Consider the following 13,344-nt stretch of genomic DNA (forward strand, 5'->3'; position numbering starts at 1 on the left):
CTGTCACGCATTGCCTGCGGTCAGAAAATAAGCCTGTTTTGTCTTGAGCCATCTTGGCTAAGTGTGCCGCTCAGGCTAGAGTCGTCTGGCCAACACATTCCAAGGAACAACAATAATGCTGGATATCAGAGAAGGGGTACTGCGCACCAGAGTTTTGCTGCAGGGCGGGCTGCTGGCAGCCGGCTTGGTGCTGGGGCAGGCAGCCAATGCCGAGGCGCTGTCGCAACAGCGGCTGGACGCCTTCGCCAGCGCCATGCAGGCGCAGGTGGAGCAGGGCAAGATTGGCGGTATTGCGACGCTGGTCTATCAGAACGATGAAGTGGTGCAGCGGGGCAATTATGGCTTTCAGGATCGCGAAGCGGAAAAGCCGTTGCGCGACGATTCGCTCTACAAGATATTTTCCCTGACCAAGCTGGTCACCGGTACCGGCCTGCTGCAGTTATACGATCAGGGTAAGTTCCAGCTGGACGATCCCGTGGGCAAGTATCTACCGCAGCTGAAGGACTTGCAGGTGGCCGTGGCCGAGGGGCCGGATGGCTTCCCGCTGACCGAACCGGCCAACCACCCTGTCACCATCCGCGAGCTGATGACGCACACCGCCGGTTTTACCTATGGCCGGTTTTCGCAGTCGCAGGTGGATGAACTGTACGTCAAGGCAGACATCCAGGATCCCAAGACTACGCTGGCGGTCATGATGGACAAGCTGGCCAGCATTCCGCTGCGTCAACAGCCGGGTACCGTCTGGCACTACAGCATCTCGGTAGACATTCAGGCGCGGTTGATCGAAGTGCTCTCTGATATGCCGTTTGACGCCTATTTGAAACAGCACGTGTTCGAGCCGCTGAACATGGTGGATACCGATTTCTACGCACCGCCAGATAAGGCCGAGCGCTTGGCTGTTTCGTACATGCCGCAGGAAGACGGCTCGCTCAAGCCACTGCCGAATGACTTTTTCCTGAGCAAGCCCAGCTTTCTCAATGGCGGCGGCGGTTTGATCTCCAGTACCGACGACTACCTGCGCTTTGCCCGCATGCTGCTCAACGAGGGCGAGCTGGATGGTAAACGCCTGCTCAAGGCCGAGACGGTGCGGCTCATGCGGCAGAACCAGTTGCCGCAGGGTGTCGACAACATTGGTCCGTTCTTTCCCGGTAACCAGTTTGGCTTGAATGTGGCTGTTGTAAACGATTCCAAGGCGGCCGGTTATCTGCCAGAGGGTACTTTTTGGTGGTGGGGCATTCAGGGCGCCTGGGCCTGGATTGACCCAACCAACAACAGCATCGTGCTGGGTATGATGCAAAACACCGATTACCGTCTGTCACGGGTTATTCACAACACGGCCAGCCAAGCGCTGTATGGGCCGGTGGAGCAGCAGAAGCAGTGAGCATTCTGCTTTCAGCAGAAAGCGGGGTAGCGGTTTAGGCCGTTGGTCGGGACGGCCCCTGACCCTCCCATGCTAAACGCCGCAGCGCACCTGGGAAGGTCGAGTTCCAGCTCGACCAGCGGCCTCGGCGTGGCAACTCAAGGCTGTTTTGAATACATCCAAAACAGCCTCTGCTGCGCATAGATTCGAGCACCGGCTAACTGTTGGCGACACCCGCATCCAGCACCTGCTCCAGCGGCAGCCGGGCGTGCAGGTTGACGCTGCCCTGCGCAGCGAAGATCACCAGGTGCTCGGCCGCCACGCGGATACCCAGGCTATCGCCAACACTGTGGTCTGCGTGGCTAGGGAAGATGGCTTCCAGCACGCTGCCGGTCGGTAGCTGCAATTGGTAGAGAATATTGGCGCCAAGAAAGGTACGCCCCAATACCTGTGCTCGCAGGTCGCCATCTGGCGCGGCGACCACATCGTCTGGCCGCAACAGGACATCAACGGCGCTACCTACCGGCAGGCGGTAGGCCCGGTTGCCGCGAATCAGGCCCAGTTCGGTCTGGACGGTATCCGGCGTCACCATCTGCCCGCGAATGAAATACCCCTGACCGATAAAACTGGCGACGAAAGGCGTGGCCGGCTCGTGGTAGAGGTTGTAGGGCGTATCCCATTGCTGCAGCTGGCCATCCTTCAGCACTGCGACGTGGTCGCAGACGGCGAAGGCTTCGCTCTGGTCGTGAGTGACCAGCATGGCGCTGATGCCGCGGCTCTTGAGTATCTCGCGCACTTCGCCAGACAAGCGGCGGCGCAGCTCACCGTCCAGATTGGAGAAGGGCTCATCCAGCAATAGCAGTTTGGGATCGGGTGCCATGGCGCGCGCGAGGGCGACGCGTTGTTGCTGGCCGCCTGAGAGTTCGTGCGGGTAGCGCTTGCCCAGCTGGCTGAGTTTGACCAGATCGAGCAGCTCACTCACCAGGCGTTTACGCTCGGGGTGCTTGTGAATGCCGAAGGCGATGTTGTCGGCTACGGTCAAATGGGGGAAGAGCGCGTAATCCTGGAACACCATGCCGATGCGCCGCTGCTCGGGCGGCAGGCGCGTGCTGGCGCTGGACAGCACTTGGCCATCGAGCACGATAGTGCCGGCACTGACCGGCTCAAACCCGGCAATCGCCCGCAAGGTGGTGGTTTTTCCGCAGCCGGAGGGCCCCAGTAGGCAACCAATGTCGCCGGGGCGCAGGTGCAGGTTGAGGTCGGCGACTACGGTATGTTCGCCGTAACCGCAGGCGAGCTGGTTGAGCTCAAGCAGGGCCTTGGACTGACTGGGCATGCAGCGTCTCCGCGTCAGTCGACGAGCAGGAACTCGACCAGTGCCTTCTGTGCGTGCAGGCGGTTTTCGGCCTGGTCCCAGACCACGCTACGCGGGTCTTCCATCAGCTCGGCGCTGACTTCCTCACCACGGTGCGCTGGCAGGCAGTGCATGAAGAGCACCGATTCGTCTGCCGCATCGAGCATGGCGGGCGTTACCTGGTATGGGGCAAAGCGCTTGAGACGGGCTTCTGTTTCGTCTTCCTGCCCCATAGAGGCCCACACATCGGTGTTGATCAGATGTGCGCCTTTGACTGCTTCCTGCGGATCGCGCATGACCTGGACACGGTCACCGGCCTGCGCGAGGAACTGCGCACCCGGCTCATAGCCCTCAGGGCAGGCAATACGCAATTGAAAATCGAACTGAATAGCCGCCTGAATAAAGGTGTTGCACATATTATTGCCGTCACCGATCCAGGCGACTGTCTTGCCCTTGATGGCGCCGCGGTGCTCCAGGTAGGTCTGCATGTCGGCCAGCAACTGACAGGGGTGCAGGTCGTCGGTCAGACCATTGATCACGGGTACGCGGGAATACTGGGCGAAGGTTTCCAGCATGTCGTGGGCGAAGGTACGGATCATGATGGCGTCGCACATGCTGGAGAGTACGCGCGCGCTGTCTTCAATCGGCTCGCCGCGGCCCAGTTGCGTGTCGCGCGGCGAAAGGAAAATAGCCTGACCGCCAAGATGGGTCATGCCCGCCTCGAAGGACACCCGCGTGCGGGTGGAGGCCTTTTCGAAAATCATGCCGAGCACGCGGTTTTTCAGCGGCTCGTAGACCACACCCTGGCGGTGCAGTGATTTCAGCTCGATGCCGCGTTTGATCAGGCCAATCAGTTCAGCCTCGGTGCAATCCATCAGTGACAAGAAGTGCCGTGCAGTCATATCCATACTACCTGGTTAACGCGGTCGTCTACCGACCGGAAACAGTGTGCCCTACCGCGACCTGACGGCCCGGTAACAGCCACAGCAAAAAAAGAGAAGCAGCGATCTTATAGGGAAATTCCGGGCAAAGGCAAATGCGGGGCGCGCCAGCTGCCGAGCGGGGCTGGATTCAACCACTGAATAGCCATGCATTTTGCCGCTTGCGGCCCCGTCAGCCGCGCCTTAGAGTGAATTTCAACATAATAAAATCAGCCTGGTGAATTCAATGTCGGTAACCCATTTCCGCGCCTGTCATCTGTGCGAGGCCATCTGTGGTCTGGCCATCGAGACCGAAGGCGAGCGTATTCTGTCGATCAAGGGCGATGCACAGGACAGCTTCAGCCGTGGGCATATCTGTCCCAAGGCCATTGCACTGCAGGATATTCAGAACGATCCCCAACGCCTGCGCCAGCCGGTCAAGCGGGTGGGGGATGAATGGCACACCATCGGTTGGGATGAGGCTTTTGAATTGGTCGCCCATCGTTTTGCAGCGATTCAGCGTGAGCAAGGCAACAACGCCGTCGGCGTGTATATGGGCAATCCAAATGTGCATAACTATGGCTCAATGACGCACGGCAACTACTTTCTCGGTCAGCTGCGCACCCGACAACGCTACTCGGCGACATCGGTCGATCAGTTGCCGCACCACCTGGTCTCGCTGTGGCTGTACGGCCACATGCTGATGATCCCGATTCCCGATATCGACCATACCGACTTCTTTCTGATGCTCGGTGCCAACCCGATTGCCTCCAATGGCAGCATCATGACCGTGCCGGACGTCGGCAAGCGTATCAAGGAGCTGAAAGGTCGCAGCGGCAAGCTGGTGGTGGTTGATCCGCGGCGCAGCGAAACCGCCGAGGTCGCCAGCGAACACCTGTTTATTCAGCCCGGTACCGACGTGGCTCTGCTACTTGGCTTGCTCAATACGCTGTTTGCCGAGGAGTTGACCAAGGCCAGTCCGGCGCTCGATGCAACTCAGGGGTTGGAAGAGGTGGCAGCTGCGGTCAGGCCCTTCAGTGCCGAGAAAATGGCCGCGCACTGTGGCATTGCAGCCGAGCAGATCAAGCAGTTGGCGCGGGAGTTTGCGGCCGCCGAACGCGCCGTCTGTTATGGACGTATGGGCGTTTCGGTGCAGCGTTACGGCACTCTGTGCCAGTGGCTGATTCAGGTGATCAATCTGGTGACGGGTAATCTGGACGCACCCGGCGGCTCGCTGTTCCCCGAGCCGGCCTTCGATGTAGTCAGCAAGGGGCGAGGTGGCCACTTCAATGCCTGGCAGAGCCGTGTATCGGGCTTGCCGGAGTTCAACGGCGAGTTGCCCTCTGCGGTGCTGGCTGAAGAGATACTCACGCCGGGCGAGGGGCAGATTCGCGCGCTCTTTACCTCGGCAGGCAATCCGGTGCTCTCTACCCCGAACGGCCGGCAACTGGATGAAGCCCTGGCCGGTCTTGATTTCATGGTCAGCGTCGATCTCTACATCAACGAAACCACCCGCCACGCCGACGTTATTCTGCCGCCCACCTCATCGCTAGAGCACGATCACTACGACATCACCTTCAACAACTTTGCGGTGCGTAACGTCACCCGTTATAACGAGCTGGTGCTGCCCAAGCCCGCAGGGGCACTGCATGACTGGGAGATCTTCGTCGGCCTGGGTCAGGCGTTCGCCCGTGTCAATGGGCAGCCTGCGCGCGAGACAAGGTCACCGGCCGAGATGGTCGATCTTGCCATGCGCAGCGGCCCCCATGGTGAGCGGCTGAGCCTGGCCGAGTTGCAGAAGCACCCGCACGGCATTGATTTGGGGCCCTTGCAGCCGAACCTGCTGCGCCGTATTCAGACCGAGAGCAAGAAGATTGAGCTGGCACAGCCCCTGATGCTGCAGGATTTGCAGCGTGTAGCCGCAGAGCTGCAGGGCCTGATGCCGCAGCAGGGCGAGTTGCGGTTAATCGGTCGGCGGCACGTGCGCAGCAACAATTCCTGGATGCACAACTACCAGCGGCTGGTCAAAGGCAAGCCGCGCGACCAACTGCTGATGCACCCGCAGGATCTGGCCGAACGCGGTCTGCAAGATGGTCAGTTGGTAACGGTGCGCTCACGGATTGGCGCGGTGAATGTACTGGTAAGCGCTACCGATGAGGTTGCTCAGGGCGTGGTCAGCCTGCCGCACGGCTGGGGCCATAACCGTAGCGGTACGCAAATAGAGGTGGCAGAGCGCAACGCCGGGGTGAGCGTGAACGACCTGACCGATGAACGCTTTTTTGACCCGGTAACCGGCAATGCCGCAGTCAACGGCGTCAGCGTTGAGGTGGTGGCAGCATAAGTGGGCGCTTTGCTGTAGAATGCCAGCCCAGAAACGCGTTCGAACGCCTGACCAAGCTATGAGGATTTACCATGGACGTCATCGATACCATTAAAGAACAGATCGCCAACAACCCGGTGCTGATCTACATGAAAGGCGCCCCGAATGCTCCGCAGTGCGGTTTTTCCGCCCGTGCCGTGCAGGCGCTGATGGCCTGCGGCGAGAAATTCGCTTACGTCGATATCCTGCAGAACCCGGATATTCGCGCCAACCTGCCTGCCTACGCCAACTGGCCAACCTTCCCACAGCTGTGGATCGGCGGCGAACTGGTCGGCGGCAGCGATATCATTCTCGAGCTGCACGAGTCTGGTGAGCTGACCGGGATGGTAAAGGCTGCGCAACCGGCTGAGTAATTTGTAGGTGCTCAAGAAAAACCGCACTTTGGTGCGGTTTTTTTATGCGCGCGTTGGGGGAAGCGCTCAGAGGTAGGGGCGATCCTTGGGCCGGCGAACCCGCGCAGAGATAAGACTGAAGCTACGCGCGCGCAGCCATGAGCGTGCTCAAGCAGGGGTGGAAGCAAAAAAGGCTTGGCCGCCGCTTGCCACAAAGTGCGGGTTTTCAAACCCGTGCTTGCCGTACATCAAGGGCTCGCCCGACAGCGTCTGGACTTGACCACCTGCCGCAGCAAGTACGGCATGGCCGGCTGCGATGTCCCACTCCATGGTACGTCCCAGGCGTGGGTAAATGTCGGCTTGGCCATCTGCGAGCAGACACAGCTTCAATGAAGAACCAGCGCTGACCAGAGACTTGACATTGCGGCCCTTCAGTAGCTGCTCCAACGCGCTGGCATCGCCGTGCGATCGGCTGGCAACGACATCCAATCCGGCGCTGCTGGCAACACGAACCTGCACGCTGCGGCGCTCATGGGCGTCCTGCATGAACGCGCCGTTATCGCGTGAGCCTGCATATAGCTGACCCAAAGCGGGCGCGAATACGACGCCCAACAAGGGTTTACCATGCTCAATCAGGGCAATGTTGACGGTGAATTCGCCGTTGCGATTGACGAACTCCCTGGTGCCGTCAAGCGGGTCCACCAGCCAGAAGCAGTCCGCCACCTCTGGAGTCTTGCCCGCCGCGTGGGCTTCTTCGGCAACCACCGGGAACTGGCGTTGCAGTTTGCTCAAACCCGCCAAAATCAGCGCCTCGGCTTTCTCGTCTGCTTCAGTAACCGGCGAGGCGTCATCCTTGCCGCGCACCTCAAAGTCACTTTTATAGACCTCAAGAATCAAATCACCGGCGTCCTTTGCGATCTGGATGATGGATTCGACCATCGCTGCCTGTTCACTTGCCTGCATCGCCTGTCTCCTGCTGCGTTATTTCGCGGATGCGGTCATTTTATACCGCACTGAACTATGGGCAACGCAGGCGCGTTAATGAAACCCGCTTCAGGGCGACTTGTTGCGCTTGCCGCTATAGGCGCTAGACCAGCGCCAATCTTCAGGCTGGTCGCAAAGTCCGGCTCTGACCGGACTTTGTTGCAGTACCTGGATAGCCTCAGCCAACTGTTTATTATCAGGGATGTATCTATCCTGGCAGCGCTTGAGCCAGAGTCTTTTGCCATTCAGGCCCAAGCCAAGTGCTTCATTGTTCTGCACAGCCCAGCGCGTAGTGAGCACTCGCCAATCCTGAATGATGCGACCCACCGGAAAACAGGGTTCTATCAGCACGTGCAGTTGGTTGGGCAGTATGCACCAGGCGATCAATTTGTACTTCTTGGCGTGCTGGTCTTCCAGTACATCCAGCACAGCACGGGCGAGCTCTGGGTTCTTTAAGGCGCAACAGCCGTGCTGGGCATCCAGTATTTCTTCGGTACGCTGGCGCTTGAACAGAACGCGGTCGGCAGGCTGGATCATCAGCGCATCGACATTCATCTGCTCCAGCGTTTCAGGGGGCAGGGCGTCCGCCAGGCGCAAGCTGATGAGTTGAACGTCGTAGGGGATTTCGGGTTCTGGCTTGGGCGTATGGAAGTACCAGCCGCGCCATACTTCAAAGTGTCGGTTGTTGATCCTGTAAGTAGTTCGGCTCATGCAACGTCATCCTTGTCGTTTCAGGTGAGTTACAGAACTTATCAGTCACAAAGTGGTTAATGGTGAGATGCAGTGCGCAGTTCGCCGTTTTGATGGCAATTTGATGACAGGGATGCGGGGTAGTTCGCGTTTGCGGGCGGCGATTGAGTTTCGGTCGCCGCGCTAGCGTGGCGGGCGATCCGATTTCCCAGAATACGTCAGCAGCTGATAGGCGCCGAGGCACAGAAGCCCGAAGGCGATGCCGCCGGAGTTGGCATAAATATCTGCCCAGTCGGCGGTCCGGGTCGGGTGAAACGACTGCACGTACTCGACCGCCACGCCAACCGCAAACATGAACAGCGCACGCCACCACCAGCGCCAGTGCGGAAAGGCGAGGGCGCTGAGTATGGTCAGAGAGAACAAGCCGCCAGCGTGATAGCCAGCGGCCTGCCAACTATACGCCGTCGGCGGGGGCGTTGGGCGCATGCCCAAATACAAACCCAATGCGAGCAGCGCAAAAAAGGCGATTTTGAACAGGGTGCGATACCGCGCCCAGAGGCGTAACAGGGTCGGCCGCATGGTTACTCCGTTATGCTGCCGAACCCGTCATTAAAGTGATCCAGGTCTCGGTCTGAGGTGAAATTGTACAGCTGATAGTAGCGGTTCAGGCGCGCGCCACCGTCTCGGGTGAGTGGGTTCCAGGCGATAGTGCCGGTAGAGGTGGTAGAGCGTACAAAGAAAGCATCAAACGGAAAGCTAACGTATATACCTTTATCGAAGCTACCTTCACCGTACTCTTCTTTGGATACATTGGTCAGAGTAGCCCAACCCCCTATGGAAACGCCGTTGTTGAAGCGACGAGAGAGATCCAGCGTTCCGCCGTAATCGCCAGCCAGATAACGGCCGACGCTACCCTTGGCCAAAATATTGTAAAAGCCAGTCTGCAGGTAGCCAGTCACATGCCCAGTCAACGTCGAGTAGTCACGGAAGCCAAAGCGCTGATCGTAGTCCCGCTGCTTGACCCAGTTGGCGTCCACACCCAGGGCCCAGTTGGCATCGTAAGGGCGGTAGAGAAGCTCGCCGCCTACACCGCCATACATAGACTCGAATAGACCGGCGTAGGCCATGCCATAGAGATCGCGGTCGAGCTGCTTGGTCTGTGTATATTGCAGGTGAGAGAGCTGTACGTCAGAGGTGGTCATGTACTGGCGAATATCGGTGCGCACCCGTGGCAGGTTGCTCGGAGCATCGTATTCAAACTGGTCGTAGTTGTTCAGTAGGTTGACACCCAGACTGCCATGTAACCACTTGTTGCGCTCAAAGTAATAAGCGCCATCAAACCTCAGAAGAAACTGATACAGCAGGAAGTTGTCTGGACCACCGACGTTCTGGGTATAACCCAAGTTGGTGCTGAAATCGGTTTTGTCGAGCTCTCCAGTATAGACAATATCGTCGTCCAGCACGGCAGGGACGGCATTGGCAGTAGCACGGCGCAAAGCCTGACGATCAATCTCATTGCGCTCATATTCACGCAGCTTTTCGGCATTGATGCTGGTTTGGCTGATAGGCATGCCACGCGAGCTATAAACCAAGGTGTACCAATTGTAGCTGCCCTCTCCCAGGCTATTGTCCAGTACCCTGGCGGCGCGGCCGAGGCCTTTGGCGCTATCACGAAACATTTTTTGCTCGCCGGTAACGATCACTTCATCGCCGTGCAGCGAAATCTCCTGCACCTCGATGCCAGCATTGCTGCGCAGTCGCTGGCTCACGTTACTCCAGTCTATAGCGTTTCCACTCACGCCGGTGGGCAGTGGCTTGCGGGCCTCCGGCGCCGGGTCTAGCACCTTCTGCGGCATGCTGCCGGCTTTAAGGTTGGTATGTAAGGTGATCCCGAACATCGCGGTGTTGCCGCGCTCCCAGGCGGCGGTCAGATCTATGCCGTCACTAAGGCGGTACAGTGCACCAAAGTTGACCGGATACTCTTGCGGCTGATCGTTTCCTTGAGGCTCAGACTTGTAATCGTTACCGTCAAGCTCCACCTTAAACCGCAGCTTTTCCCAAGGGCTTTGGTACTCAATACCGCCGAATACGCCGAGGGGGCCCCTGAAGTAGCTATTGGTTCGGGTCCCACCCGCCTGGCTCACATCAGTAGTTACCTCGCCGCGGGTGTCAAACTTGTCATTGAGGAGTCCAAGCGGGTTGTCTATACCTCCGCGATTGCCGATATAGCCCCACGCCAACCCAAGGCTGAAGTCAAAGTTGTACACCCGCTTGTTGGCGACGAAGTATTCGCTGGAGAAAAGCCCAGTGCCGCCCAGGTCACGCATGCCGAAAGCCACCTGTGGATACCAGTAGCTTTCTTTCAATAGGCGGACTTTTGCGTCTATCCCCTTATCCTTGAAACTTTGATCACCACTGAAGCTTTCCGCGCCATAGCGGCGGTTGCTCACAGACGTATATCTGATAGTACCCTCAAGCCAGGGTAGAGGCTGGGCGGAAATACTGTATCGGCTGTAAGGATCAACGCGAGTAGCATTGAAACTGATATCGCCCTCGGGTGCCATGCGCGCTGTTGGCGTTTGCAACAGGCCTGTGCCGCCGAAGTCACTTTGTGTTGTGCGGTACTTGGGGTTCTGCGCGGATAGCGCAACAGGAGCCGCAATAAGCACGAACAGAGCGGTCAGCAATGGAGCGTGCAACTGCAGGGCTGGTCTTTTCTGTATCACTGTGTTTGCTCGCCCCATTGGTACTGCGTGGCCAGCCATGTGGCCAGCTCCTGATTGAAGTCGGCACTGCTGGTGCCAAACTGGGCCGGCGTGATGGGTACATAGATAATCGCGCCCACGGCGACCCAGGCGTCCTCTACATTCCAGTAGGCAGCTCCAACGGTTTGCACCTTGCCGTCGGGCTGAATCAGGAACAGCTGGTTTGGGTCTGCGGCCGGGTGGGCGGGGCAGTCTTCAAGGTACTCAACAGGTGTGCGCGCTGGAGAGAATGGCAAGGTGCAATCTTGCATTACAGCGCCGACTACCCGTATCGAGTTTGGCCGGCGGGGATAAAAAATGTGATCCCCCGGTTCAAGTAAGGGGTTGCTGCTGATAAGCCACTGCTTCAGCGGATTCAGCTCGGCGGGCACGCGGCCCGTAACCGGCATGTCTGCCACCCGCTGTGACCAGCGCTGGAGAAGTTCCACAGTGGAGGTTGCGTTATTGGCACGAGCCTCGACGATCGCGGTTTGCAGGTCGAACTCAATACCGCGTTTGAGTTTGCGCTGCTCGCGCATGGCGCTTTTGCGTAGCAGTGCCGCCCCCTGATACCAGGCGTCCTGGTTCACCTGCGCTACCACAGAAGCGCCCAGTAGGCGGCTGCCGGGCTGCCACGCGAAGTCGCCAGGGTTGGCTACCGCACCGGTAACGGTCACTGTTTGTGCATCAGCAAGAGCAGTAATGCCAGCGCAGCAGGTCAGCACCAGAGCCTTGGCAAGCGCCGTCGCCATTCTACTCATTGTGGCCGCTCCGTGGCGGGGAGGCGTACCAACGTGATGTCCAGTGCCGGCAACTCCGGGGCAATGTGTTGAATGCTGCGGCGTATATGCCCGTTATTCGGGTCTACCCAGTAGTAATTGGTGGCTTCGTAGTTCAGCTGCGGCATCCAGATTTGCTCATCGACGCGTTGCAGGGCAATTAACTGGTCGAGTACCTGGATTCGTTCGTAAGGGCCCTGGTTATAGGTCGCGTATTGTTCCAACCCACTTTGATAGGCCAGCGGGTAGTCGACATGCCGCAGCACCTGTGTGCCCTCAGTCACGTTCAACAGGCCTTGAGAAAAGGGGTCCTGCTCGTTCAGCGGCGCAAGCACGTCATTGGCGTAACCGACCAACTGCGTCAGCCGGCCATGATTGGTTTGCACGTTTTCGTTCAAACCCACCCAGTCGGTTCTGCCGTCGTAGCTTTCCTGGCGTACATACAGGCCTTCGGCCTGGCCTGCCTTTATCAGGAGGCTATCATTTTCAACTGCTGTGATTTGTTCCAGCGGAATCTTGTTGAGGTCGCCTTTGATAGCCAGATTGATAGTTTCAATCGTGGTGGCGGTAAGCGAGTTACAGCCACCCAAAGCAAGGAAAAGCAGGGCCAGCGGGCCCCTGCGATAGAACGAATTCACAGGGTCGCCTTATTTAATTGTTGTTTGATAAGTCGTTGTAATCATTGCCGATATTTACGGCAGTGCCCAAGATATTCGCACTGGGGAATAGCTGGCTGACAAAGCGATTCCAGCGAGTGATGCCGGCGGCTCCAACAAATACCACGTCCTGCGGCTGCATTTCGAACTGGTCAGCGAGGATGAAGGCGGAAGGGGACTGGGCGTTTAGCTGGAAGATGGTCGCTTTTTCTGTTTCCAAGTTTTCCACGCCGCGAATCACGTAGACCTCGCGGCCACTGGCAGAAGTCGGCGACGGCCCGCCCACAGTGGCCAGCACTTCGCTCAGGGTCATACGGCTGGTGCTGTAGGAAAGCGCAGCAGGGCGAGGTACCTCACCCATGATGAACACTTTGCGGGCATCGTTCAGCCCCATATGCAGCTTGTCCCCGGCCTTAAGATAGACGCTGCCCACTGCGCTAGGATGGCTGGTGAGATAGTCATAATCCAGCGTGAAAACCTGACCGTCCCGTATCAGGTTCAAGGTGGATAGGTCAGCACGCTCATTGTCGATAACGGCTTCGCCAACAGCCTGTAGCAAAGTTAATGGCTGGGAGTTTATTTCACGAAAGCCAGGGGTAACAAAAGCTCCACTGAGTGTGACTTTCTGGCTGTTGTACTCAAGGATATTAACGTCGACCTGAGGCTGCTCGATATACCTGGACAGCTTGTCGCTAAGCAGCTTGCGTAGTTCTTCTTGGGTCAACCCAGCGACCTTGATGCTGCCAACAAAAGGGTAAAACAAGGTGCCGTCATCTCTAACTACGCGAGAGTTGGCCGAGGAGGTTTGTTGCTGCCCGCCTGGAATGGTCAACTCGGGGTGATCCCAAACCGTGATAAAAAGCGAATCATTAGGGCCCAGACGGTAGTTCTCAGGCACAAAGTTCAGCAATTCTTGGGGGACTGCTCTATTGGTAGCGACTGCCTGTTCCTGGGCAAGCACCTTGGGCGTAATTTGCACCATCTCGACCAGGCTTTCTTCCACAGAGTCCTCGGCTAGCAGGCGATCCGTGTCCATATGCATACCCGGCGAAAACATGCAGGCTTGCAGAAGTAGTGCTGAGGTGCCCAGAGCGGCAAAAGAGAAACGATTCATGGTCGAGGTTCTTGTCTTTTATGTTGTTACG

Annotated in this window: 12 protein-coding genes; 3 read left to right on the plus strand and 9 right to left on the minus strand. The window is 58.1% G+C overall.

What is annotated here, in order from left to right; translation table 11 throughout:
• The first annotated feature begins 115 nt into the window (after window positions 1–115).
• Window positions 116–1,381, plus strand: coding sequence for a serine hydrolase domain-containing protein (locus tag BLU26_RS00445; protein ID WP_092282995.1), 1,266 nt, complete (start codon window positions 116–118; stop codon window positions 1,379–1,381).
• Window positions 1,382–1,577: 196 nt separating this feature from the next.
• Here the strand turns inward: BLU26_RS00445 and BLU26_RS00450 are convergent, their stop codons facing one another.
• Together BLU26_RS00450 and argF are read right to left on the minus strand one after the other, a co-directional pair.
• On the minus strand, window positions 1,578–2,696 hold the full coding sequence (locus tag BLU26_RS00450; protein WP_092282996.1) for an ABC transporter ATP-binding protein: 1,119 nt from the start codon (window positions 2,694–2,696) through the stop codon (window positions 1,578–1,580).
• A 14-nt stretch (window positions 2,697–2,710) separates the two neighbouring features.
• On the minus strand, window positions 2,711–3,616 hold the full coding sequence (gene argF, locus BLU26_RS00455) for an ornithine carbamoyltransferase (RefSeq protein WP_092282997.1): 906 nt from the start codon (window positions 3,614–3,616) through the stop codon (window positions 2,711–2,713).
• A 265-nt stretch (window positions 3,617–3,881) separates the two neighbouring features.
• On the opposite strand from argF, the gene BLU26_RS00460 reads away from it, so the two are divergent.
• Both BLU26_RS00460 and grxD read left to right on the plus strand, forming a co-directional pair.
• Window positions 3,882–5,975 (plus strand): molybdopterin-dependent oxidoreductase, encoded by a 2,094-nt coding sequence (locus tag BLU26_RS00460; RefSeq protein WP_092282998.1) that lies wholly within the window; start codon window positions 3,882–3,884, stop codon window positions 5,973–5,975.
• Window positions 5,976–6,046: 71 nt separating this feature from the next.
• The gene (gene grxD, locus BLU26_RS00465) at window positions 6,047–6,367 is read left to right on the plus strand and encodes a Grx4 family monothiol glutaredoxin (protein ID WP_092282999.1); all 321 of its coding nucleotides are present in this window, start codon (window positions 6,047–6,049) and stop codon (window positions 6,365–6,367) included.
• A gap of 147 nt (window positions 6,368–6,514) precedes the next feature.
• Here grxD and cysQ read toward each other — a convergent pair whose 3' ends face one another.
• The 7 genes from cysQ to BLU26_RS00500 all read right to left on the minus strand — a co-directional run bounded on the left by cysQ (window position 6,515) and on the right by BLU26_RS00500 (window position 13,313).
• The gene (gene cysQ / locus BLU26_RS00470; RefSeq protein ID WP_092283000.1) at window positions 6,515–7,309 is read right to left on the minus strand and encodes a 3'(2'),5'-bisphosphate nucleotidase CysQ; all 795 of its coding nucleotides are present in this window, start codon (window positions 7,307–7,309) and stop codon (window positions 6,515–6,517) included.
• A 90-nt stretch (window positions 7,310–7,399) separates the two neighbouring features.
• Window positions 7,400–8,041, minus strand: coding sequence for a hypothetical protein (locus tag BLU26_RS00475; protein WP_092283001.1), 642 nt, complete (start codon window positions 8,039–8,041; stop codon window positions 7,400–7,402).
• 162 nt (window positions 8,042–8,203) lie between these two features.
• Window positions 8,204–8,599 (minus strand): VanZ family protein, encoded by a 396-nt coding sequence (locus BLU26_RS00480; protein WP_092283002.1) that lies wholly within the window; start codon window positions 8,597–8,599, stop codon window positions 8,204–8,206.
• A gap of 2 nt (window positions 8,600–8,601) precedes the next feature.
• The gene (locus BLU26_RS00485) at window positions 8,602–10,785 is read right to left on the minus strand and encodes a YjbH domain-containing protein (RefSeq protein ID WP_092283003.1); all 2,184 of its coding nucleotides are present in this window, start codon (window positions 10,783–10,785) and stop codon (window positions 8,602–8,604) included.
• The gene (locus BLU26_RS00490) at window positions 10,743–11,525 is read right to left on the minus strand and encodes a capsule biosynthesis GfcC family protein (protein ID WP_092283004.1); all 783 of its coding nucleotides are present in this window, start codon (window positions 11,523–11,525) and stop codon (window positions 10,743–10,745) included. Before BLU26_RS00490 ends, BLU26_RS00485 begins: the two co-directional genes overlap by 43 nt.
• Window positions 11,522–12,181 (minus strand): YjbF family lipoprotein, encoded by a 660-nt coding sequence (locus BLU26_RS00495; RefSeq protein ID WP_092283005.1) that lies wholly within the window; start codon window positions 12,179–12,181, stop codon window positions 11,522–11,524. The genes BLU26_RS00490 and BLU26_RS00495 overlap by 4 nt, the downstream gene beginning before the upstream one ends.
• A 13-nt stretch (window positions 12,182–12,194) precedes the next feature.
• Window positions 12,195–13,313 (minus strand): polysaccharide biosynthesis/export family protein, encoded by a 1,119-nt coding sequence (locus BLU26_RS00500; protein WP_172830621.1) that lies wholly within the window; start codon window positions 13,311–13,313, stop codon window positions 12,195–12,197.
• Window positions 13,314–13,344: the final 31 nt, after the last annotated feature.

This window comes from Halopseudomonas sabulinigri (assembly GCF_900105255.1).
In the GTDB taxonomy this organism is placed as follows: Bacteria; Pseudomonadota; Gammaproteobacteria; order Pseudomonadales; family Pseudomonadaceae; genus Halopseudomonas; species Halopseudomonas sabulinigri.

What these genes read in the sequence shown, in the direction of transcription:
- BLU26_RS00445 (WP_092282995.1), top strand. Translation starts at nt 116, where the DNA reads ATGCTGGATATCAGAGAAGGGGTACTGCGCACCAGAGTTTTGCTGCAG.
- BLU26_RS00450 (WP_092282996.1), bottom strand. Translation starts at nt 2,696, where the DNA reads ATGCCCAGTCAGTCCAAGGCCCTGCTTGAGCTCAACCAGCTCGCCTGC.
- argF (WP_092282997.1), bottom strand. Translation starts at nt 3,616, where the DNA reads ATGACTGCACGGCACTTCTTGTCACTGATGGATTGCACCGAGGCTGAA.
- BLU26_RS00460 (WP_092282998.1), top strand. Translation starts at nt 3,882, where the DNA reads ATGTCGGTAACCCATTTCCGCGCCTGTCATCTGTGCGAGGCCATCTGT.
- grxD (WP_092282999.1), top strand. Translation starts at nt 6,047, where the DNA reads ATGGACGTCATCGATACCATTAAAGAACAGATCGCCAACAACCCGGTG.
- cysQ (WP_092283000.1), bottom strand. Translation starts at nt 7,309, where the DNA reads ATGCAGGCAAGTGAACAGGCAGCGATGGTCGAATCCATCATCCAGATC.
- BLU26_RS00475 (WP_092283001.1), bottom strand. Translation starts at nt 8,041, where the DNA reads ATGAGCCGAACTACTTACAGGATCAACAACCGACACTTTGAAGTATGG.
- BLU26_RS00480 (WP_092283002.1), bottom strand. Translation starts at nt 8,599, where the DNA reads ATGCGGCCGACCCTGTTACGCCTCTGGGCGCGGTATCGCACCCTGTTC.
- BLU26_RS00485 (WP_092283003.1), bottom strand. Translation starts at nt 10,785, where the DNA reads ATGGCTGGCCACGCAGTACCAATGGGGCGAGCAAACACAGTGATACAG.
- BLU26_RS00490 (WP_092283004.1), bottom strand. Translation starts at nt 11,525, where the DNA reads ATGAGTAGAATGGCGACGGCGCTTGCCAAGGCTCTGGTGCTGACCTGC.
- BLU26_RS00500 (WP_172830621.1), bottom strand. Translation starts at nt 13,313, where the DNA reads ATGAATCGTTTCTCTTTTGCCGCTCTGGGCACCTCAGCACTACTTCTG.